Annotated in this window: 20 protein-coding genes and 1 pseudogene; 5 read left to right on the plus strand and 16 right to left on the minus strand. The window is 45.4% G+C overall.

What is annotated here, in order from left to right; translation table 11 throughout:
• Positions 1 to 79 precede the first annotated feature (79 nt).
• On the plus strand, positions 80 to 1,561 hold the full coding sequence (locus H8S84_RS14565) for a M43 family zinc metalloprotease (protein ID WP_187068089.1): 1,482 nt from the start codon (positions 80 to 82) through the stop codon (positions 1,559 to 1,561).
• A gap of 136 nt (positions 1,562 to 1,697) precedes the next feature.
• Here the strand turns inward: H8S84_RS14565 and H8S84_RS14570 are convergent, their stop codons facing one another.
• The 3 genes from H8S84_RS14570 to prfA form a co-directional block, all read right to left on the minus strand.
• Positions 1,698 to 2,117, minus strand: coding sequence for a secondary thiamine-phosphate synthase enzyme YjbQ (locus H8S84_RS14570; RefSeq protein WP_187068090.1), 420 nt, complete (start codon positions 2,115 to 2,117; stop codon positions 1,698 to 1,700).
• Between the two features lie 152 nt (positions 2,118 to 2,269).
• Positions 2,270 to 3,643 carry a hypothetical protein gene (locus H8S84_RS14575; protein ID WP_187068091.1) on the minus strand — a complete coding sequence of 458 codons (1,374 nt, stop codon included), beginning with the start codon at positions 3,641 to 3,643 and terminating at the stop codon, positions 2,270 to 2,272.
• Positions 3,644 to 3,885: 242 nt separating this feature from the next.
• Positions 3,886 to 4,962 (minus strand): peptide chain release factor 1, encoded by a 1,077-nt coding sequence (prfA, locus tag H8S84_RS14580; protein WP_187068092.1) that lies wholly within the window; start codon positions 4,960 to 4,962, stop codon positions 3,886 to 3,888.
• Positions 4,963 to 5,274: 312 nt separating this feature from the next.
• On the opposite strand from prfA, the gene H8S84_RS14585 reads away from it, so the two are divergent.
• Complete coding sequence (locus H8S84_RS14585) at positions 5,275 to 5,595, plus strand: thioredoxin family protein (RefSeq protein ID WP_187068093.1); 321 nt, start codon at positions 5,275 to 5,277, stop codon at positions 5,593 to 5,595.
• Positions 5,596 to 5,604: 9 nt separating this feature from the next.
• On the plus strand, positions 5,605 to 5,847 hold the full coding sequence (locus H8S84_RS14590; RefSeq protein WP_187068094.1) for a DUF6952 family protein: 243 nt from the start codon (positions 5,605 to 5,607) through the stop codon (positions 5,845 to 5,847).
• A 55-nt stretch (positions 5,848 to 5,902) separates the two neighbouring features.
• Here the strand turns inward: H8S84_RS14590 and H8S84_RS14595 are convergent, their stop codons facing one another.
• The 4 genes from H8S84_RS14595 to H8S84_RS14610 all read right to left on the minus strand — a co-directional run bounded on the left by H8S84_RS14595 (position 5,903) and on the right by H8S84_RS14610 (position 9,294).
• Positions 5,903 to 6,511 (minus strand): TetR/AcrR family transcriptional regulator, encoded by a 609-nt coding sequence (locus tag H8S84_RS14595; RefSeq protein WP_187068095.1) that lies wholly within the window; start codon positions 6,509 to 6,511, stop codon positions 5,903 to 5,905.
• A 106-nt stretch (positions 6,512 to 6,617) separates the two neighbouring features.
• Entirely contained in the window at positions 6,618 to 7,301 is a 684-nt protein-coding gene (locus H8S84_RS14600; RefSeq protein ID WP_187068096.1) for a carotenoid biosynthesis protein, read from the minus strand.
• On the minus strand, positions 7,294 to 8,787 hold the full coding sequence (gene crtD, locus H8S84_RS14605) for a 1-hydroxycarotenoid 3,4-desaturase CrtD (RefSeq protein WP_187068097.1): 1,494 nt from the start codon (positions 8,785 to 8,787) through the stop codon (positions 7,294 to 7,296). The genes H8S84_RS14600 and crtD overlap by 8 nt, the downstream gene beginning before the upstream one ends.
• Positions 8,788 to 8,853: 66 nt before the next feature.
• On the minus strand, positions 8,854 to 9,294 hold the full coding sequence (locus tag H8S84_RS14610) for an SRPBCC family protein (protein WP_187068098.1): 441 nt from the start codon (positions 9,292 to 9,294) through the stop codon (positions 8,854 to 8,856).
• 197 nt (positions 9,295 to 9,491) lie between these two features.
• Between H8S84_RS14610 and H8S84_RS14615 the strand changes: the two genes are divergently transcribed.
• Positions 9,492 to 10,142, plus strand: a complete 651-nt coding sequence (locus H8S84_RS14615) for a hypothetical protein (RefSeq protein WP_187068099.1) — start codon at positions 9,492 to 9,494, stop codon at positions 10,140 to 10,142.
• A 61-nt stretch (positions 10,143 to 10,203) separates the two neighbouring features.
• Here H8S84_RS14615 and H8S84_RS14620 read toward each other — a convergent pair whose 3' ends face one another.
• The 4 genes from H8S84_RS14620 to rbfA all read right to left on the minus strand — a co-directional run bounded on the left by H8S84_RS14620 (position 10,204) and on the right by rbfA (position 15,865).
• Positions 10,204 to 13,125 carry a DEAD/DEAH box helicase gene (locus H8S84_RS14620; protein WP_187068100.1) on the minus strand — a complete coding sequence of 974 codons (2,922 nt, stop codon included), beginning with the start codon at positions 13,123 to 13,125 and terminating at the stop codon, positions 10,204 to 10,206.
• Between the two features lie 218 nt (positions 13,126 to 13,343).
• A complete protein-coding gene (locus H8S84_RS14625) occupies positions 13,344 to 14,567 on the minus strand; it encodes an ABC transporter permease (RefSeq protein ID WP_187068101.1) in 1,224 nt (407 codons plus the stop codon).
• Positions 14,568 to 14,636: 69 nt separating this feature from the next.
• A complete protein-coding gene (locus tag H8S84_RS14630; protein WP_187068102.1) occupies positions 14,637 to 15,446 on the minus strand; it encodes a class I SAM-dependent methyltransferase in 810 nt (269 codons plus the stop codon).
• A gap of 26 nt (positions 15,447 to 15,472) precedes the next feature.
• Positions 15,473 to 15,865: a 30S ribosome-binding factor RbfA gene (gene rbfA, locus H8S84_RS14635; RefSeq protein ID WP_187068103.1), complete on the minus strand. Its 393-nt coding sequence runs from the start codon at positions 15,863 to 15,865 to the stop codon at positions 15,473 to 15,475.
• A gap of 102 nt (positions 15,866 to 15,967) precedes the next feature.
• Between rbfA and H8S84_RS14640 the strand changes: the two genes are divergently transcribed.
• A complete protein-coding gene (locus H8S84_RS14640; RefSeq protein ID WP_187068104.1) occupies positions 15,968 to 17,371 on the plus strand; it encodes a hypothetical protein in 1,404 nt (467 codons plus the stop codon).
• Between the two features lie 12 nt (positions 17,372 to 17,383).
• Here H8S84_RS14640 and rpiB read toward each other — a convergent pair whose 3' ends face one another.
• From rpiB to H8S84_RS20380, 5 genes and pseudogenes are all read right to left on the minus strand, one after another.
• Positions 17,384 to 17,821 carry a ribose 5-phosphate isomerase B gene (gene rpiB, locus H8S84_RS14645; RefSeq protein ID WP_187068105.1) on the minus strand — a complete coding sequence of 146 codons (438 nt, stop codon included), beginning with the start codon at positions 17,819 to 17,821 and terminating at the stop codon, positions 17,384 to 17,386.
• Positions 17,821 to 18,663, minus strand: coding sequence for a twin-arginine translocase subunit TatC (gene tatC / locus H8S84_RS14650; protein ID WP_187068106.1), 843 nt, complete (start codon positions 18,661 to 18,663; stop codon positions 17,821 to 17,823). Before tatC ends, rpiB begins: the two co-directional genes overlap by 1 nt.
• Before the next feature lie 22 nt (positions 18,664 to 18,685).
• On the minus strand, positions 18,686 to 19,960 hold the full coding sequence (glyA, locus tag H8S84_RS14655) for a serine hydroxymethyltransferase (RefSeq protein ID WP_187068107.1): 1,275 nt from the start codon (positions 19,958 to 19,960) through the stop codon (positions 18,686 to 18,688).
• Positions 19,961 to 20,139: 179 nt separating this feature from the next.
• Positions 20,140 to 21,072, minus strand: coding sequence for a T9SS type A sorting domain-containing protein (locus H8S84_RS20320; RefSeq protein ID WP_317175445.1), 933 nt, complete (start codon positions 21,070 to 21,072; stop codon positions 20,140 to 20,142).
• Positions 21,073 to 21,153: 81 nt separating this feature from the next.
• Positions 21,154 to 21,555 (minus strand): annotated as a pseudogene (locus H8S84_RS20380) (IPT/TIG domain-containing protein); the annotation flags it as partial.
• Between the last annotated feature and the right edge of the window lie 43 nt (positions 21,556 to 21,598).

A 21,598-nucleotide genomic window follows, 5' to 3' on the forward strand; every position in this document is an offset into this window, starting at 1 on the left:
CCTTTATTTAGTATATTTGTATAGCTAAGACGTTAATTTACTTTTACTTGGCGCTTTATACTTTACCTGCAGTCTGCTTATGCGCGTAATCTTAGCCTCAGTTCTTTTTACTTTATACTTTGCCGTACCCTGCCTTGCACAGCGCGCCTGCGGAACAGATACTTATGTGCAGGCTCTGAAGCAGCGGTATATAGGCTTTGAGCAGCAACAGCAGCAGGCTGAACAGGCAGTGCAGCAGGCTTTGCAGCAGAAACAGCAAAATGGACATTACTTACGTCAGGCCGCTGTTGTTATTCCCGTAGTGTTTCATGTAGTGCACAGCAGTCCTGCACAAAACATTTCTGACGAGCAGATTCTCTCACAGCTGGAAATTCTGAATGCTGACTTCAGGAGGAAAAACAAAGATGCGGCAAACACACCATCCTACTTTGCACCTTTCGCCACCGACACAGAGATAGAATTTTGCCTGGCAACCACAGACCCTAACGGAGCTCCAACTACAGGTATCACCCGTACCCTGACCTCACGCAGTTCGTTTAGCGATGTAGCAGATGATGTAAAATTTACGAGCAGGGGAGGCATAGATGCTTGGGACCGTACGCAGTATCTGAATATCTGGGTGTGCAGCTTAAGCAACTACATAATAGGGTATGCCACACCGCCAGGAGCACCGGCAGCCATCGATGGAGTGGTACTGGACTTTACTACAGTGGGAGCACCACCTTTCAACAGATTTAATAGTCCTTTTAACCTTGGCAGAACGGCTACTCACGAGGTAGGGCATTGGCTGGGCTTGCGCCACATTTGGGGCGGGGGAGCCACTTGCCAGGATAGTGATAATATTGCTGACACTCCTAACCAATTAGCAGAAAACGTTGGCTGCCCTTCAGGGATGGTTTCTTCTTGTACAGATGCTCCCTTTGGCGACATGTACCAAAACTATATGGATTACACCGATGATGCTTGTATGAACCTTTTTACGCAGGGGCAAGGTGCATATATGCGGGCTGTACTGGGCACATCAAGGGATGCTATTACAAGATCACTTGCCTGTGCCTATGCACTTCGTGCAGAGTTTACAACAGCAGTTGCCAACGATACGCTTATTGCAGCAGGCTCTACTGTTAAATTCTCGGATGCATCGGTAGGAGTTAAGCCAATATCTTATTTCTGGGAATTTGAAGGTGGAGTGCCTGCTACATCAACACTACAGAATCCAACTGTTACCTATCCACAGCCAGGCAAGTATGACGTGAAGCTAACCATCGCAAACGATAAATTATCTAATACTCAGGTAAAAGAAGCGTATATACACACTACTGTTAGTGACTTGGTAGTATATCCTAACCCAGCTTCTCGCTTTGTTGTCATTGAACAACCAGCCCGTGTTTTAGTGCGCCAGGTAGAGCTTGTAAATCAGCTGGGCCAGGTAATTTACGTGGCAGAAGCCAGAGACAGGTTACTACGCTTTGATATAAGCAGCATGCCAGCTGGCGTTTACTTCCTGCGCATCACCAGCACCAATGGCACAGTAATCAATAAAATAAGTGTAGTAAAGTAGGTTTCTGAGTTATGAGTCTCGAGTTCTGAGTTACGAGTGCTGAGTCAGGATCTGGATCTAAGATATTAGACCTAGCTCTTTATACTTGCAGCTGACTTTGTTGCTTAAGGAAACGTAATTCGTAATTTTAAAAAAACTACTCTCCCTGCAGTGTAACTACGATGGTGCGCTTAGAGGCGTGGTCGCGGTGCTCACAGAGGTAAATGCCTTGCCAAGTGCCCAAGTTAAATTCTCCGTTAGAAATAGGCACTGTTACTGAAGAACCAAGTATGGCTGCTTTTAAATGTGCCGGCATATCATCAGAGCCTTCCAGGGTGTGGCGGTAGTAGCTTTGGTTTTCAGGTACCATGTGGTTAAAGTGGCTTTCAAAGTCCTGCCGTACGGTAGGGTCGGCGTCCTCATTTATAGTGAGGCTGGCCGAAGTATGTTTGATAAAGATATGTGCCAGCCCTACATTAACCTCCTCCAGCTCCGGCAGTTGTGCCACGATCAGATCTGTAATTAGATGGAAGCCTCGTTTAACAGCAGGCAGTCGTATCTCTTTCTGAAACCACATAGTTTTACAATTAGTGAATTGGTGATTGAGTGAGTTAGCGAATGTTAAACTGCTTAATGATTAGCGCTTTTTAAACACTTGGGTATAGTATATATACTCAAGCTTTTAAATGACTACTATATTCACTCATCCACTCATTCAGTCACTCAAAATTAATCAATGAGCCTTTCGTAAGCGCCGGCATCTGGTGCGGTTGTGCTGCGAGGTTTACCTTTCAGGTCAGTAAATATACTTGGCAAAACCTTAGCTGCTCCGCTTGCAGGTGAAAGTGTATCCAGTGCAAAGTTCGCTTTGGCCGGCTCTTTAAACTTGGGAGCCACATTTAACTTGTTGCCATTGTTGTTTAGCACATCCTTATATACTTCAGTGCGCAGCAGGTTATTGCTAATATCCATACTTGCAGCGAGTGGTGTTATCAGGACTTCGTCCACTGCATTAAAACCATCTGAATATATTATAGAGTTAACCAGCTTGAGTGACAAAGGCTTGTTCTTGATCTCGGTGCCAGGTATAAAATCAGCTACAACGAACAAAGGTGTTTCGCGAAGCAGCGGATTATTGTAGCTTACTATAGTAGAATAAAGTACCTCATAATTACCACCTCCTAGGCCGCCAAAGCCATACTGCCCGCAGTTATGAATAAGTGTGTTTATGATCTTAACATCCGAAGTAAACGCTACAATACCATCTAAAAAAGCATACTGTATGGCACAGCTTTCTACTACAGTACCTGCCATTCCCGGGTTACCGATGCGGAGTCCATAAAGGGCATTTCTGATGTCGGTATATTTTAGGGTGTTACCTGCGCTTTTGGTAAGTATACGGATACCTTCCCACTGGCCGGGTGCAGTTAAATATTCTGCCTCCCGACGATACCCGCTAAACACCACTCGTTCATCAGGAGTACCTTCAGAAAGAAGTTTCCCGTTTACCAGCAGCACCGATTTGTTGCTGCCATATACTTCAGTGCCTTTCTCTATTGTTAGCGTAGCGCCTTCCTGCACCAGCACTGTATCGAGCAGCACATGCGGTTTATCGTTAAGCCAGGTGGTAGTACCGGTAGTTTCTTTTCTGTGGAAGTATGCATTTTGCCCGTACGCCACCAGCTTTACGTTTTGTTGCTGCCCGTTTGTTCTGAAAAGTATAGAATCTGATACCAGGAAGGGGAGATTAGCATCAGTAGGGTTGATGTTTACCTTAACCAGTACATAAATACTATCGCCACCGCGTAACTCCAGGTTATTTACCAATGGGCTTTGCACCCCATTTACGGTAAGCTGGTAAGGCGATGCTCCTGCACCCGCCAGCATGATCTCACTTATCCTGACAGCCTTCTTGTTCGGGTTATATACTTTAAGGCGCTTGGTTATACTTCCTCTGCTAACAAATACGGTGTCAAACAGCACAGTATCGCCAGAGAACTCCAGCACAGCATTAGGGTCTGTGGTAAAGATCTCATCCTTGGGCTCGCAACCTATTACTGAGAACAGACACAAAAGGGGAAGTATGGCCAGTAAGTACCTCAAATTTGTTATTCGTTGAGAAGAATGATTTAATACTATTACTCGGTAAACGACAGTCAGAAGCAGTTATTTTGATGTTGCTGCTATTGTAGTTTAAAGGCTATACTTTACATACAAGCTAAAGATACAGCCGTCAGCAAACTAATAGTCAAGCAATTTAGTAATTCAGCTTAAAACAGAAAAGGAATGCAGCGCAGCTATACTTGCCTTACTACATTCCTTTGCTATATCTGGTTGCGTTTAGCTTATTCTGCTGTCGCGCCTTCTTTTAGTCTTTCAGCATTTTCAGCAATTCGTAGTTCTTCCACAAAGTCATCAATACCACCGTCCATTACGTTCGGCAGGTTGTATACTGTATAACCAATACGGTGGTCAGTAACACGGCCCTGCGGGTAGTTATAGGTACGGATCTTGTCAGAGCGGTCGCCGCCGCCTACCATGCTTTTACGCTGTGCACCTTCGGCTTCGTTTTTCTTAGCCAATTCCACCTCGAAAATACGTGAGCGAAGTACCGCCAGCGCTTTATCAAAGTTCTTCAGCTGCGATTTCTGGTCCTGGCACTGCGCCACGATACCGGTAGGGATGTGCGTTAAGCGAACCGCCGAGTAAGTAGTGTTTACCGACTGGCCACCTGGTCCTGAAGAACAGAAAAGGTCTTTGCGGATATCGTTCATATCAATCTCCACGTCAAATTCCTCCGCCTCTGGTAACACTACCACCGATGCAACCGAAGTATGGATACGACCCTGCGTTTCGGTAGCCGGTACACGCTGCACACGATGTACACCAGATTCGAACTTCAGTTTGCCATACACATCTTCGCCGGATACGCCAACGATAATCTCTTTATAGCCACCAGATGTACCTTCGGTAGCATCCATTAGCTCCATACGCCAGCCCTGCTTTTCTGCAAAACGGCTGTACATGCGATACAGGTCACCGGCAAAGATAGAGGCCTCGTCGCCACCAGCACCTGCACGGATTTCCATGATAATATCCTTACTGTCATTTGGGTCTTTAGGGATAAGTAGCTCTTTCAGGGTGTCTTCCATAGCTTCGCGCTGCGGAATCAACTCGTCCAGTTCTTCTTTTGCCATCTCACGAAAGTCCTCATCCTTTTCAGTAGCGATCACTTGCTTTGCGCTGTCGATGTTACTTAGGATGTTTAGGTACTTCTTATATTCAACTACAATCTTATCAAGGTCTTTATATTCTTTGTTCAGCGCCTTGAACTTTTTCATGTCGCTGGCCACATCAGGCTGTATAAGCAATTGGCTTACTTCCTCAAATCGCTGATTAATGGCTTCTAACTTATCTAACATGGGTCTTGTGTGGTTATAGGCTGCAAAGATACTAAATTGGCAACTAAGATTCTGTACTCCGTTTTGCCTTTGCTAATAAATCTACAGGCTTAATTTGTTCTATGCTATAACTTTAAAGCAAGTAGTTTAGTTTCTGCTATACAACAGAATTAATTTACCCTTAGACTAACTACATTATAAACAAAACCTATTATATAATAATTTAAATCTATCAAAGCAATAACTAAACTATCGGCTGAAACTTTTACTTTTGGCACTAGTAAATTAATACAGATACAAGAACAATTTCAGAAACTATAAAAAGACAATACTATGGCAGTTATACTTTCATCTGACAACGACTTTCAGGAGGTGATCAACTCAAACCAAAAGGTGGTGGTAAAATACTACGCCGACTGGTGTGGCAGCTGCCGCTTGTTTTCTCCTAAGTTTAAGCGTATGTCTGATGACGAGAACTTTGCAAACATCGCCTTTGTGGACATAAATGCTGAGACAAGCCCAGAGGCACGCAAACTGGCTAACGTTACCAACCTGCCTTTCTTTGCTGTGTTTAAGAACGGGCAGTTGCTGGACTCTGTAGCTGCCAGCAAGGAAGAGGCTGTACTAGCCCTTATTCATAAACTAGACGCATAACACAAACCCATGAAGATACCTGCAATAAAAAAACTTGTTGAGAACTATAACTTAGAAGAATTAGGCGCTGCCGAAAATGCTCTGATGGAAGAACAGCCATTGGCTATTGAGGTAGAAGGAGATGACGAAGGAGAGCAGCTAACCCATGTATATGCTGCCATCTGGATCATCAGCCATATGAACGAGAACAACGTAGATTTTAAGACCGCGCTGCGCGAATACACAAAGAAAGTGCGCGTGTCTATCAACTAATCATAATCCTGCTTTAATTAAAAAGGCCCGAATCACAGCTCGGGCCTTTTGGTTTTTATAGATTGGTTCGCGCAAAGAATTCTTCGGCTTGCTTGCCTCCAGCGTCGGTACAGATGCCGCGTACATAGTATAGGTAAATACTCCTGAATACCTCTGCCAGATCATACTTGCCCGGAGGAAATACAGCCGGATTGATCATCATAAAGAACTGTTCAAGTATAATTTTGGTCACCAATTGTAGGTTTAGGTCTTTTCTAAAATAACCTTCTATGATTCCTTGGTTCAGGATGTCGGCATTAACTTCCTGGTTATTGTTGGTTACGTAGTTTATACTCACCTGCCATGCCTCCGGGTACTTCTGCAGATCAGCAATAAAAACAGGATTAATCTGCTTCATCTTCTGAATCCCATTCACTAGAAGCATCATGATTTGCTCTACCGGATTAGAGGCTTTTGCCAATAATTCCGATTGCTCGCGCTTTTGCTGCTCTACATCATATCTGATCACCTGCAGCACCATATTCTCTCTACTGGAAAACAGCTCATGGAATGTAGTAGACCTGATATCCAATTTGCGAATAATGTCAGCCTCTGTGTTAGCTTCGATACCTTCTCTTTTAAAGATCTGAAGTATCTCATCCAAAATTGTTTCCAGGAACGTCATTTATAATGATATTAAAGCAACTTAAAAACATAAAGCAGCAATATGCTGCTGAGTGTATAGCTACGCAAGTTAGCTGTTTTGGTAACAGTAAACCAACTAGCTTTACTTAAATGATGAATAGAAATAGCACTACGAAGAAGAGCAACTGCACCAGGTACACCATAGGAGCTAATCTGTTCTGCCTTTTAAAGTCAGATTTATGGAAGTATAGTTGCAGTACCAAAGCAATCATAAACCAGCCAACGTAATTAGTGAATGGCACAGTGTTTCCGCTCCAACTCCAAAAATCATACTGCATCGCAACTGGCTCAATAAAGAAATCAAGCAACACCATTAAGCCTGCACCAAATATGGCTTTGGCAATCCAATGCCAGCCGGTATAGTTGCTGATGTGCCCTGTAGTATAAACCAGCATTAGCCAGTTAAGGCCTATTAGCACGGGCACCTCCCATACTTTTAGTCCAAGTGCCTCCCCGTAAGTATAATCCCCGAACAGCAGCCCCGTATGCACACCCACTACCTCCGAAAAAAAGCCAACAGCAAACACAAATATGGCAAAAAGTATAAAGTCTTTGTTCCAGCTTTTATGAAAAGAGAACAGCAGCGCATTGGTTAGCAGCAGGTTCATGGGAGTAAGGTTTTGGAAATATTCCGGATCGCCGCTGAACAATAACCCCCATAAGCCAACTGCATGAAAAATAACCAGCACAGCTATAGCCAAGGGCAAGCCATACTTTTTATACTTGCTCCTGCTGTGCGTTTGTGGCTGTGTCCCGATGGTTTTAAGCATGGCTTGGAGTATTAATAACGTTAGGGGCAGGTGTTAACTCGCCTACTATTTTAGCAGATAACAAACACAAAGGTATACCGCCACCCGGATGCACACTGCCGCCGCAAAAGTATAACCCTTTTAGTTTACTGCTAAAATTAGGATGCCTCAAGAAAGCTGCTATTCTGTTATTGGAACTGCTGCCGTACAGTGCCCCGCCAAACGAAGAAGTTTTACTTTCGATAAGTAACGGATCCAGTACCTGCTCTTCTTCTATCAGTGGTTCTATACTTGTGCCCAGCATCTTGCTTAGCTTTTGTAGCACTGCTTGCCGTGTGGCCAGGGTTAACTGCTGCCAGTCCTGCCCCTGATTGTGCGGCACGTTCACCATCACAAACCAGTTCTCGCAGCCAGTTGGTGCTTCCTGCGGATCTGCTTTGGAGGTGATGTTGATGTAAACAGTTGGGTCTTGGCTTATACTTTTATATTTGAAGATGTGCTCAAATTCAGTTTTATAGTCCTGGCTAAAGAAGATGTTGTGCACGTGCAGCTCCGGAAAAGAACGCTTTATGCCCCAGTAAAAGATAAGTGCCGAACTGGAGCGTGGCTGCTGCAGTGTCTGCTCCGGCGCTTTCTGGTTAGGTAATAGCCTGCGGTAGGTTGGCACAATATCCATGTTGCTCACCACCACATCAGCTTTATACTTGCTTTGGCTAGTTTCTATGCCGGTTATACTTTTGCCTGAGGTTAAGATCTGCTTTACCGGCTCGTTATATCTGAACTCAACTCCTAACTCCTCTGCTAGTTTTACCAAACTGGCTGCAATGGCATAGATGCCCCCTTCCGGATAAAAAGCGCCAATGTTGTGCTCCAGGTGCGGGATAATATTAAGCGTGCCCGGCGCCTGGTAGGGATCAGAGCCATTGTAAGTAGCAAACCTATCCAGCAGTTGCACAAACCTGTGGTCAGAAAACTGCTTTGCATTCTCCTGGTGCATGGTAGTGGTCAGGCCAAGGTCGGAGAGGCAGCTTAACGCCTTTAGTACATCAGGGCTCAGGTAAGTGTCCAGCTTGTGCAGCGACTTGTGCAGGAATGTATCTGCCGTACCTTTATATAATCTTGCACTTTTAGCCAAAGCTTCCAGCACCGCCTGCTCCGGCACTCCCAGTTGCTTACTAACCTCGGCTGCAAACTTACTTCCATCGGCGTAGGCTTTAACATGGCTGCCATCGGGCCAGAAGTAGTGGGTAATAGGGTCGAGGCGGTTGTAAGTAAAGTAGTCGGAAGGGTTGCGGCCGGCCAGGGTAAACAGCTCATCCACGAGGTGCGGCATGGTAAATAATGACGGACCGGCATCGAATCTATACTTGCCCAGCCAGAACTCCTGCATTTTGCCGCCGAAGGTTTCGTTCGCCTCAAAAACAGTAACATCGTAGCCTTTAACAGCCAGGCGTATGCTCGCTGCTATGCCTCCAATGCCGGCTCCTATAATGGCTGCTTTCGTCATACTTTACATTTACGCAATTTATACTTTGTGCAGTAACTGTCGGAGTAGGGTAAAGGTTTTGATGATTTATACTTTCCCGAACTCTCTCTGGTAAACCGGTTTCCGCATACCAAACTGCAGCCGCATCAGTGGGTACATCAGCAAGTCAAGTATGCCAGAGCCGGTGCTGTAGGTAATAATATCATGTATGATACTGCCGTTGCCGCTTTTGGTAACCAAATGCTTGTGGTGCCATTGCCGCAGGGGAGGGGGCAGTTCCTGGCCCTGGTCTATAAAGTATGCTTCGGTGGCTGTTACACTTCTATCTGTTATCAGACTGGTCCACTGGAAATTCTTAAACCCTGTCTGCAGCTCCACTTCTACCACATCGCCGGGTTCGGAACCATCAAACCTGTTCAGCTTTAACTTAGGATAGGGCGGCGATAGTTTACGGAAGAGCCTTTCATCAAATGCATTAAACACCTGAAGATAATCTTGTGCCACGGCTGTTTTTAGATGGAGCTGCATAGTATATGTTTAGCTTTTTAACCTCCTCCTGTGAAAAAAGTTATACACATTTATTATATGTTACTTATAATACGCTGCACCTGTCTAATATTTTAACAATTTTTTTAAGCTATATATGAAACTGGAATATTATTTGTTTTGCTGCTCATGCTGATGAACACCAGCTATAAAACTTACACTACCAAATTTATAAAACTATGAAAAAGATTTTTTACCTGATCCTGTTTATGTCACCTCTGTTCCTGGGAAGCTGTATGAACAGAGCCATTTACACAAGCCCTGATTTCCCTGTAAAGGCACAGCAGCACCAAACAATCGCGATCCTGCCTTTCGAGACGATTATCAACCTTCGCCCTAACCAAATGAGAAAACTAGGCCCGGAAGGGCAAAGAGAATTGGAGCAGAAGGAGTCTTACGCGGTGCAGGGTGCTTTGTACTCTTACTTCCTGAAAGAGAAAGGCAAAGAAGACTTTAGTGTAGACTTCCAGGATGTACACAAAACCAATGCATTGCTATTCAGGAACAACATTACCCGCGAGAACATCCGCGACTACACGCACGAGGAGCTTGCCGATTTACTGGGTGTAGACGCCATAGTAAGTGGCTCGCTACAAACAGATAAGCCGTTATCTGATGGAGCTGCCATTGCACTAAGCCTGCTGTTTGAGCCCTACTCTGTGACTACAAACACCGGAACCGCAAGCATTGCCATCAACGACGGGCAAACAGGCGAACTGCTGTGGCGCTACCACAAGTCCTTGGACGGTGGCCTCGGCAGCGACACTTACTCTGTTATCAATGCCATTATGCGCAAAGCGTCCAGAAAACTGCCATACGGCAAAGGGTGATCAACAGCTACAAACAAAAAAGGCCTGTACAGTACAGGCCTTTTTTGTTTCTCTGCGCTTATTAGCTAAGCAGGTTATCGATGTCTTCTTTTGTAAGGCTTTTGATGATGGTCTCATCAGTGCTGATCAGGTCTGTCACCAGCTGTATCTTCCTGTTCTGCAGCGCCAGAATCTTTTCCTCTACTGTGTCTTTTGTAATGAATTTGTAAGTGAACACCGTATTCTGCTGCCCGATGCGATGTGCTCTGTCTACGGCCTGTGCCTCTACAGCTGGGTTCCACCACGGGTCAAGTATAAACACATAGTCTGCGGCTGTTAAGTTAAGACCCACACCTCCTGCTTTCAGCGAGATCAGGAATACCTGTATACTTTGGTCGCTCTGGAAACGCTCTACCTGCTCATGGCGGTTTTTTGTGTTCCCATCTAGGTAAGTATACGATATCTCTTTCTCATCTAAAGACTTCCGGATGATATCGAGGTGCTTTACAAACTGGCTAAAGATGAGAACTTTATGGCCTTTGGCTACGATGTTCTTCGTCATCCGGAGCACCTCTTTCAGCTTACCCGACTCACCTTCGTAACCAGGGTCTGTCATGAGCGGGTGGTTGGCGATCTGACGCAGCTTTGTAAGGCCCTGCAAAAGCATAAACTGTGTATTGCCTGGCCCGTGCTCCTCCAGGTTCTTCAGTATCTTGTTGCGGTAGTATGACTTTGTCTCTTCGTAAGCGTGCTCCTGCTCCTCCGTCATTTTGCAGAACGTGGTTTGCTCGATCTTCTCCGGCAGCTCCTTTGCAACCTGTGATTTGTGCCTGCGAAGTATAAACGGCTTAATAAGCGAATGCAGCTTGCGTGTTTTCTGCTCGTCCTTGTCCTTCTCAATCGGTTTCAGGAACTCGTTGCGGAAGAAGTGCTGGTTGCCCAACAAACCTGGGTTTATGAACGACATCTGCGACCACAGGTCCATGGTGCTGTTCTCTACTGGCGTGCCGGTAAGTATAAGCCTGTGCCGCGACTTAAGCTCCCGCACCGAACGCGAAGTATTCGAGTCCGGATTTTTGATAGCCTGTGACTCGTCCAGAATAATGTAATCGAAATAGTATGACTTAAGCAGCTCCGCATCCAGGCGCACAATGCCATAGGAGGTAAGTATAACATCATACTCCTGGAACAGCTCCACGTTTTTATCGCGGTAGGTGCCGGTGTAGTTAAGTATGCGCAGGTTTGGTGTAAACTTATGGGCCTCATTCATCCAGTTATAAACCAGTGATGTGGGCATAACCAGCAGCGAGGCCGTTTCAGCTCCGTTTTCTTTGCGATGCTGCAGCATAGCCAGCGTCTGTACTGTTTTACCCAGACCCATGTCATCGGCAAGGCAGCCCCCGAACTTGTAGTTCTGCACAAAGTGCAGCCAGTTGTAGCCAGCTTTTTGGTATGGGCGTAACTCTCCCTTAAAACCGGCCGGCAGCGGCTGATCTTCTATAGTTTCGAACTCACGCAGCTTCTCTAGTTTGCGGCTCATAGTTACCGTAGCCAGGTTTCCGTTCTGCAGATCGTTTACCAAGGCCATGTGGTGCTTCTTCAGCGTAAGTTGATCTTCGCCTTCAGCAAAGGCAAAAAGCTCAATGTATTGCGTAAACCACTCTTCCGGTATAATAGCTACCTGCCCATTTGGAAGTATGAACTCGTTGTTTTTAGTAAGAATATGGTTCTTCAGTTTGATGAATGGGATCTCAAACTCTCCGAATCGAACAGTGCCGTAAATATCAAACCAGTCGTTCTTCTCTGTAATGCCTACGTCCAGTGTAATCTCCCCAATAAAGTAGTTTTTGCCACTCTGTGCCGATTGCTGCACGGTAAAGCCCAACTGCTCCAAATCCTGAAGATTGTTGTTCAGCCAAGAGAAGGCTTCGCTCTTATCCAGTACTGCCTGTCCGTTCTTTATCTCCAGTGTTCGTTTATTCAGCTCTTTTGCAAATTCTTTTTCACGGCTCAGGTCGCGAACCAGCTTATGGAAGATGTAAGACTCCGTTGTCTTCTCCATACTTACGCTGATGCGCTTAGGCTCCTGCGTATTCAAGAGATGATCTCCGTATTTAAAGGCCAGATTAAACAGGATCTTCCCTGCTGCACGGTCTGTTTTTGACTCTCCGTTTACTTTGGTGGCAGGCACATCAGCGGCCGAAATCTCAGAGAAGGTAAGAAAAGGACTTGGCTCATACTTCTCGTCCTGTATGTTAAATCCTTTTGCAAACACATCAAATGACTCGAGTAAAGGCGCTACAAACTTGCGGTAGTAATTCTCCTCCAGCGATCGTGGTATGGCAATAAACTTCTTATTCAGGAATGGCTGTAGCTTTTTACCGTCTATAGGTTTGTCAAAACTATATACTACACCGTTAAGCAGCAACCAAGCTGGCTCGTAGCATATCAGCGCCGCGTTTTTATACTGGAACTCAAGCTTTTCACCCTTGTACCGGATCCTAGGGAAATAATGCGTATTATCTTCGTTGCGCATGAAATGGAACAGCACCGACGCCTTTTCAGGAGCCAAATATATCTGTTTCCAAGTTGGCTCACCGTCTTTGCCCATGATAAAGGTTTGTTTATCGTGGCGCAGCAATTCCAATATCTTGCCCATACGGCCCTGAATGTAATGGCTGATATTCTCCTGTAAAGCTTTATCACCTTTCTCAGGATCATATACTTTTAGGAAGAAATCGGCGGCCGACATTTTTTTTGAAGCAAACCGCTTTAGCACCGCATCCTGCTGTATCTGGTCAATCAGCTGTATCAACTTAAAGTCATCAGCATCCAAGCGGGCTGCAAACTCATCGGCATTTTTTGCGGAAATGTTCTGGTGCTGTAAGGTAAGCTGGCCTTTGGTATTTATCTGCACCACAAAAGACTCAAACAGGTACCCCAGATACTCATGCTCGAATAAAGAATAAATTACCTGAAAAGGCTGAGTGGTATAAACTTTCATGCCAAAGAAAATTTGCGGACTTCAAATTTAGTCTTTAAAAGGCTCAATTCCTACCAAAAAAACTGGTCTTGGCTTACCAGAAATACCTTTTAACTAAATTCTGCTTTTAACAACCACGCACATCAAAAGTTTAAGTAAATAGGGAAGTTTAGTACTAGGAAAGAAAAACAGATAGAAGCAATTTGCTCTACTTACTGGGGAGAGCAGCTATATTATAGCTATAGGTTTTCGGTTACAGACATTGCCGCTGCTCTGCGTGCCGGCCTGATGGAGACCAGCAGCGTGATAATGACAATAGCCAAGCCGGTAAAGATAAAATCTTCTATCTCCATTTTTACAGGATATGCCTCTACCACTGAGGTGGCCATCCCCATACTTACCAAGCCAAACGACTGCTGCAGGTTACAAATAAGCATACCTAGTGTAAGTCCATAGGCTGCACCGATGAAGGCCACTAATGCTCCTTCCATCAAAAATATGTTGCGAATAGTGTTGGCTGTGGCACCCATAGAGGCAAGTATGGCAATATCCTTTTTCTTATCTATCACCAGCATAGACAATGAGAAGAAGATATTGAGCGAAGCAATGAAAAGTATAAAGGCAAACGTAATGAACACAAAGAGCTTCTCTACCTTTACGGCCCGCAACAGACTAGTATGCTGTTCATCACTGTTTTGAATTTTGAAATCTGCACCTAGGAGATCCTGCAGCGAGCGCTTTACCTGATCAACCCGAAAGCCTTGCTCCACTTTTATCTCCAGTGCTGTTCTCCTGCGGCCGTACTCCAGCAGCTCTTCGGCAAAGTTCAGAGGCACAAACACATAAGCATCATCGTATTGCCGCTCAATAGCAAATACGCCTCCAGGCGTTATGTTCAGGCTGTTGAAAGCCCCTTCTGGATTGAGTGGATTGAACTTTGTGTTCCGGGGGTACAGGAACTGCAGCGGCACAAACTGGTTATTCGGCCTGATGGAGAGTTGGTACTGCACACCGCGCCCGATCAGGGCATGGTACGTATCGTCATAAATCAACTCACTGCTGCCTTCTACCACCGATTCCGGTATCTCGTTTTGCTGGAAAAAGTTCTCGCTTACGCCTTTTACCTTCACCACCATCTGCCTTTCGTTGTAGCGCAGCAGGGCATTATCTTCTATTACTTCCGATACCACAGCTACACCGGGTGTTCTGCGTATGCGGTTCATGAACTCGGTATCTGTCTCAAACGACTTGCCTTCGGCGGCTGTAACTTTCAAGTCCGGATCAAAGCTGGAGTAGATTTCCCGGATTAGGTCTTCCAGGCCGTTAAAAACCGAGAGTACTATAATAAGAGCAGCAGACCCAACAGCCACGCCTATCATGGCAATATTGGATATAATGCTGATGATGTTCCTCTTCTTTCTAGAGAAAAAGTATCGCTTCGCTATCAGAAAAGGGACGTTCAAGTTTCTTTATTCGTTTTGGTTATTCGTTATTAGTATTAACTCGGAACTAGTGACTCAGAACTCTTAGAGTTATTTCCACGCTTTTACAATTAGGCCCGTGCCTGAGGCATGTTTTCCGTTTACATCCATCCAGTTAAGCAGCATACTTACCGGGAAGGTAACCAGGTAGTAGAACGGCAGCACCAGGAAAAATATTTTTGAAGCATTCAGCATCAGCAACGGGTACTTCATAGATAAACGCCAGGAGATCTGTCCCGGCTTGCCATAAGAGTAACGCGCCTCTACTCTCCTAAAACCTGCCTGCTTCAGCTTGTCTTGGATTTCCTGTATATTGTAACCGTCGCGTACGTGCTCTTCTATAAAAGATGTTTCGTTGTCACCGTGTACATCCGAGCCACCTTGGTCCGAAGGGGTTGAGATAACCAGCATACCACCTGAGCGCAACGAAGCCTGAAAGTTCTTGAAAACCTCCACATCTTCTAGGATATGCTCCATCACGTCCACTGAAAGTATCAGGTCGTAGCTATTAGGCTCTCTATACTTTACCAGGTCTCCAATCTTAAATAATACATTGTGGCGACCAATTGCCCTGATAAAGCAGTTGCTGTCTGATATCTGCTCTTCCTTTACGTCTACAGCCAGCACACTCCACTTGCTGCTCATGCCGGAGAGATAGTACGTATACTGCCCAAAGCCTGAACCTGCATCCAGAATATGTTGCTCTTTGTTTTTGCGGTTGGTGGCCCACTCGCGCAGTTCTTTGTGCACATGCCATGTTCGCAGCAACAGCAGGTCTAGCAGGTTGTAAAATACGCGGCGAAGAAAAGGTGTTTTGTTAAAGGCATCGCCAAGCACGCGCTTTATAGGGTCGTACTGCATAGGGTGAAATAAAGCTTATGCTTCTGTTATTTGGTATAAATGTCGTCGTCTTCGTCTTCTTCAGGTGCCGGAGGTATTTCCAAACCAGAGAACAGCTTGTCCATGTTAGCGGCATACTCTGCACTGTCGTCTAGGTAGAAGGTTAACTCAGGTATGATGCGTACCTGGTTTTTGATGCGCTGCGCCAGGTGGTGGCGTATTGTTTTTGCGTTTAACCTCACCTCCAGCAATACCTCCTGTGGGTTAGGTGCCATCATAACACTTAGGTAAGTGCGCGCCAGGCCCAAATCGGGAGATACACGCACTGTACTTACTGATATAAATGCGCCCCCGAACAGATGCGGAACTTCACGCTGAAAGATGTCCGCCAATTCTTTCTGAATCAGGCGCGAAAATTTCTGTTGTCTTTTACTTTCCATACGAAGATGCAAATATCATATTAATTTCGCATTTTTACCCCAAAAGCGCCTTACTCATTTCGAGTTAGGTATGTTTATAATTTCTTCTAACTCTGTCTTTCCTTGATTAGTTACTTTCGCAGCATACTGCCTTCCCGACTGATCCTGCTGGTTATAATTTACCTTGCTATCCAGCTGCCTTTAATTCTACTGCAAGAAACAGCTACCTCTACAGAGTTGCTGCACATGCTGGTAGGGGAGCGACTTGCAGATGGCTTTAGCGTGTACCGTGATGTGTATGATAACACAGCCCCGCTTTCTGCCATGGTTTTCTGGCTATTGGACCTGTTAGCGGGACGTTCTTTTCTGGTGTACAGGATAACGGCTGTCGTACTGCTGCTGCTGCAGGCTATACTTTTAAACAGCACCCTGAACCGGCACAATGTATATGCCAGCAAAAACTACTTGCCTGCCCTTTTGTATCTGGTACTCGGTAGCATTTCTTTTGAGTTTAACATGCTCACGCCACTACTTATCGGCAACACCTTTATCATACTTTCACTGCCTTATATTGTAACCTTATCCAAAGAAGGCTTTGATTACAACAGGCTTTTTGTGGGTGGTTTTATACTTGGCCTGGCTGCACTGAGCTATTTGCCCTTAACCATGTTCCTGATTGTCGGTGCCTTTGCAGTAATTCTGTTTGCCTCCAACACGTTCCGTAGCTTTTTGCTCATGTTGTGCGGTTTCGCTTTTCCGTACGTGGTGCTGATGACCTATTACTTTTACAATGGTGCTTTATCGGAATTCCTGGAGATGCACCTGTTCCGACCATGGCAACTGCAGGTAGATTTCCTGAGGCCTCCGTCTGATGTAGCCAAGTTAATGGCTATACCTGCTATCATAGCTATACTTTCTTTTATGAGTGCCTCTTCGCTGCCACAGCGCCTGGTGTTCCAGGTTAAGTTTCAGCAGGTGATGTGGGTGTGGATGGTGGTAAGCCTGCTTGTTATTTTTACCCGCGATGAAATTACGGTCGCAACGTTTATACTTGCGCTTCCCCCTATCGCTTACTTTAGTGAGTACTTATTTACTTCCGGGCAAAAGAAATGGATATTAAGCACTATTATGCTGGTTACAATGGCAGGAGTGGTGGTACTACGCTACAGGTCTCTGCTCGGCATTAATCAGTACCTGGCCCTAGATGAGTCGCCACTAGTGCTAAAGAATAATTCTGACTCTTCTATTTCCAATAAAACGCTGCTTGTTTTAGGAGAAGACTTGGGCTATTATCTGCACAACAAACCTGTTACTCCCTATTTAAACTGGGAGCTGGCACAGCGCCATTTCGGTGATCTAAATGAGTACCAGGCAGTGTTTGAGATTCATGAGAATTTTGAGCGCGAACTTCCCGCCTATCTCTTGGATAAAGAAGGCCTGATGCCTGAGTTGAAGTATAAGCTGCCTGCTGTTTTCGGAAAGTATGAACAAACAGCAGGAGACACCACTGTATATAAGCTAAAATAAAAATTGCTGCCCTTAGCAGGCAGCAATTTTGTTAACTCTGTTCAGGTGGCGTCCACCTTCAAATTTTGTCTCCAGAAACACTTTTGTCATTTCCTTCGCAACATCTTCGGTTACAAATCTGGCAGGAATACACAGTACATTGGCATTATTATGTTCTCTGGCTAGTTTGGCTAACTCAGATGTCCAGCAAAGGGCAGCCCTAATCTCTTTATACTTATTTGCTGTCATGGCTACACCGTTGCCGCTGCCACATATAAGTATACCTAAATCCGCATCGCCAGCTATCACAGCCTTCGCCAGGGGGTGCACATGGTCAGGATAATCTACAGATGCCTCTGAATCCGGGCCAAAATCAAGGTTTTCATAACCTAGTTCAGCCATTTCCTTTTTCAGCATGCTTTTATAAGTATAGCCTGCATGGTCTCCGCCAATTGCAATCTTTTGTGCCATTATAGTGTATTATTTTCGTTTAATCGCTTCAGGTCTTTTGCTCTTATGGATTTGGATATGCTTATACTTGCTTCATATAACAGCATCAGCGGCATCGAAATTAAGAGCTGGCTTATTACATCCGGAGGCGTAATAATTGCCCCAATTATCAGTATCACAATAAAAGCATGCCTGCGGTACAGTTTCATAGTTTCTGCGGTAACCAGTCCTGCCTTTGTCAGGAAGTACACGATTACGGGCATTTCAAACATAAAGGCGCACGCCAGGCACAGCGTAGTCAATGTTGATATATACGAAGAAAGATCAAACTCATTCACGATAGTCGGATCTACTTGGTACCCGGCCAGGAAATTGATTGAGATAGGGGATACCACGTAATAACCAAACAGCAGCCCCATCGCAAAAAGTACAGATACAAAGAAAACTGCACCGCGCGAATTTTTACGCTCCTGCGGGTAAAGGCCTGGTCTCACAAAACGCCATATCTCCCAGAATGCATACGGAAAAGCACATGCCAGGCCAAGTATAGCCGATACCATCAAGTGCATCGTGAACTGCCCGCTCATTTGCCTGCTTTGGATGGTAAAGCCCATTTCTTTTATACACAGTACATCTGAGCCTATACTTTCGCCCACCTGACACATAATTCTGTAACTCAAAAAATCAGGTCGCGACGGTGCAAGTATGATATCATGGAACACAAAGCTTTTTGCAAGAAAAGCTGCTGTTCCAAAAATAAGAATTGAGGCTAATGCTCGAATGATGTGCCACCGCAGTTCTTCCAAATGGTCCACGAAGGACATTTCTTGCTGCGGTTCCTCATCTAAGTATGGTTGGTCCATCAAAATGGCTCCTGTTCTTTATTTAGTAAGCGAATAGCGGGTAATCCTGCATCCAGTTGTTAATGTCTTTGCGCACTTCGGTGATCTTACTTTCGCTGTCATTGTTTACCAGCACCGTATCAATCAATTCAACTATGCGGCTCATATCACCTTCCTTCAGACCACGTGTAGTTATAGCTGCAGTACCTACGCGCATACCTGATGTCACAAAAGGCGACTTATCATCAAAAGGCACCATGTTTTTGTTGATCGTGATATCAGCTTTTACCAGTGTATTCTCTGCCAGCTTACCTGTTAAACCTTTAGAACGCAAGTCAATCAGCATCATATGATTGTCAGTACCGCCTGAGATAATGTTATAGCCTTTCTCCACAAATGCTTTGGCCATAGCTTGTGCGTTTAACTGCACTTGCTTCACATAGGTTAGATAATCATCAGAAAGAGCTTCGAAATAGGCTACAGCTTTTGCAGCAATTACATGCTCCAGCGGGCCACCCTGCGTTCCCGGGAACACTGCGCCATCTAATACTGAAGACATCATGCGTACTTCACCTTTTGGTGTTTTAAGCCCGAATGGATTCTCGAAGTCTTTACCCATCATGATCATACCGCCACGTGGGCCACGAAGGGTTTTATGCGTGGTAGTGGTTACAATATGGCAATGATCGAACGGATTATTCAAAAGGCCTCTTGCAATCAAGCCAGACGGATGAGAGATATCAGCTAAAAGTAAGGCGCCAACCTCATCGGCAGCGGCTCGCAGTTTTTTGTAGTCCCAATCGCGGCTGTATGCGGAGGCACCACAAATAATAAGCTTAGGTTTCTCACGACGTGCTGTCTCAACAACTTTGTCAAAATCAATCAGACCTGTTTCCTGCTCCACACCATAAAATGAGGGCTGGTACAGTTTACCAGAGAAGTTTACAGGCGAGCCATGCGTTAAGTGACCACCGTGCGAAAGATCAAACCCTAAGATTTTATCTCCTGGCTGCAACACAGCTAACATTACAGCAGCGTTGGCCTGTGCACCTGAATGAGGCTGTACGTTTACCCACTCCACGCCAAAAAGCTCTTTTGCGCGGTCTATAGCCAATTGCTCCGACAAGTCTACTACCTCGCAACCACCATAGTAACGCTTACCTGGCAAACCTTCAGCATACTTGTTTGTCATTACGCTACCCATAGCCTGCATTACCTGCTCCGAAACAAAGTTTTCAGAGGCAATAAGTTCTATACCATGAGTTTGTCTGGCTCTTTCTTTCTCTATTAAATCAAATATCGCTGTATCTCTTTGCATTGCTGGTTTTAGATTTTATGCGTCCAAAATTAAAGTATGCCCCGCAATAAACCAATGTTTCAGGTGTTTATCTACGAAGGGAGCTGCTAAGCAGATGTAGAGCAATTCGTATCAGTTCAAAAAACAACAAGCCGCTTCTGCTAAGCAAAAGCGGCTTGTTTATCAAATCTAATTATTTACTATTCTTTTATAAGCTTTACCTGCTGCACTTTACCATCTAATTCGATTGTCAGGACATACATTCCCGATTCTAATCTACCCATAGCAGGCAAATCAACTTCATTATAGCCCTTCTGTACAGCAACCTCTTTTGCAAACAGGCGCTTTCCAGCTAATGAGCTAAGCTGTATAGTTGCCCTATCACTTCCGTTTGAAGTTAAGATCAATCTAGAGTTACTATTAACTGGGTTAGGAACCACTACAGGCTGTAATTGCTGTTGCTGAGCAGAAGCTTCTACTGCAACTGTTTTACTATAACTGAAAGTACCATCAACATCAACCTGCTTCAGTCGGAAATAAACAGTTTGTCCGTAGTTAGGAAGGTGCTGCTGGTGCTTGTAGTTTAATGCAGTAGTACTGTTTCCTGCTTTACTTGCAACCGAGGCTACTTTTGCAAAGTTGTTTAGTGATCCAACAGCCATCTCAACTTCAAAATGAGAGTTATTTTGTTCACTTGCTGTTCTCCATTCAAGTATAGCATCGTTATTTTTTGCCTTTGCAGTGAAATATGCTAACTCTACAGGCATTGGGCCAACAGCTGTTGCGTTTATTGCTAGGGAATTGCTACCTGAGCCTTGTGAATGAACAATAGATCCAGTATGCGGAGCACCGTCAGCTGTTGCCACAAGTGGAGAGTATTTCACCCAAATGGTTGTAGTACTCAACCTATAGTTAGTTATGTTTGAGAGAGACAATGAACGACTATACGTACCTTTTTTAGAAGTAGAGATCGTAAAAGGGCTGTTAGCATCGGCAATATTGATAGAAACAGGTGTTCCATTTGCTAACCCCTCCCCACTTACTTGATAAGAAGTTGTGTCACTACTACCGGCAGGCACATCAGTAAAGCTGAGAGTATTTGGAGTGAATAAGAATGAAGGAGGAAGAACCACGAAGTTCACCGAGCTCCTGGCCTCCCCGTTGGGCGAGGTCACCCTTAGCGGGGCCGTGGACGCTGAGGAGGGAATCACGAACCTGATCTCGGTGTCAGTGAAAAAAGTAAAGCTGGAGGCGCCTATCCAGGCGTTGCCAAGGTTCACATAGGTGGCCGCGCTCAGGCCCGTGCCCTTGATCGTCACTGTCGTCCCCACAGGCCCGCCTGCAAGGGGAGAGAAAGAATCCATGACGGGGGCGCCGGAAACTACAAAGTTCACCGAGCTCCTGGCCTCCCCGTTGGGCGAGGTCACCCTTAGCGGGGCCGTGGACGCTGAGGAGGGAACCACGAACCTGATCTCGGTGTCAGTGAAAAAAGTAAAGCTGGAGGCGCCTATCCAGGCGTTGCCAAGGTTCACGTGGGTGGCCGCGCTCAGGCCCGTGCCCTTGATCGTCACTGTCGTCCCCACAGGCCCGCCTGCAAGGGGAGAGAAAGAATCCATGACGGGGGCGCCGGAAACTACAAAGTTCACCGAGCTCCTGGCC

The organism is Pontibacter cellulosilyticus, assembly GCF_014306105.1.
Lineage (GTDB): Bacteria > Bacteroidota > Bacteroidia > Cytophagales > Hymenobacteraceae > Pontibacter > Pontibacter cellulosilyticus.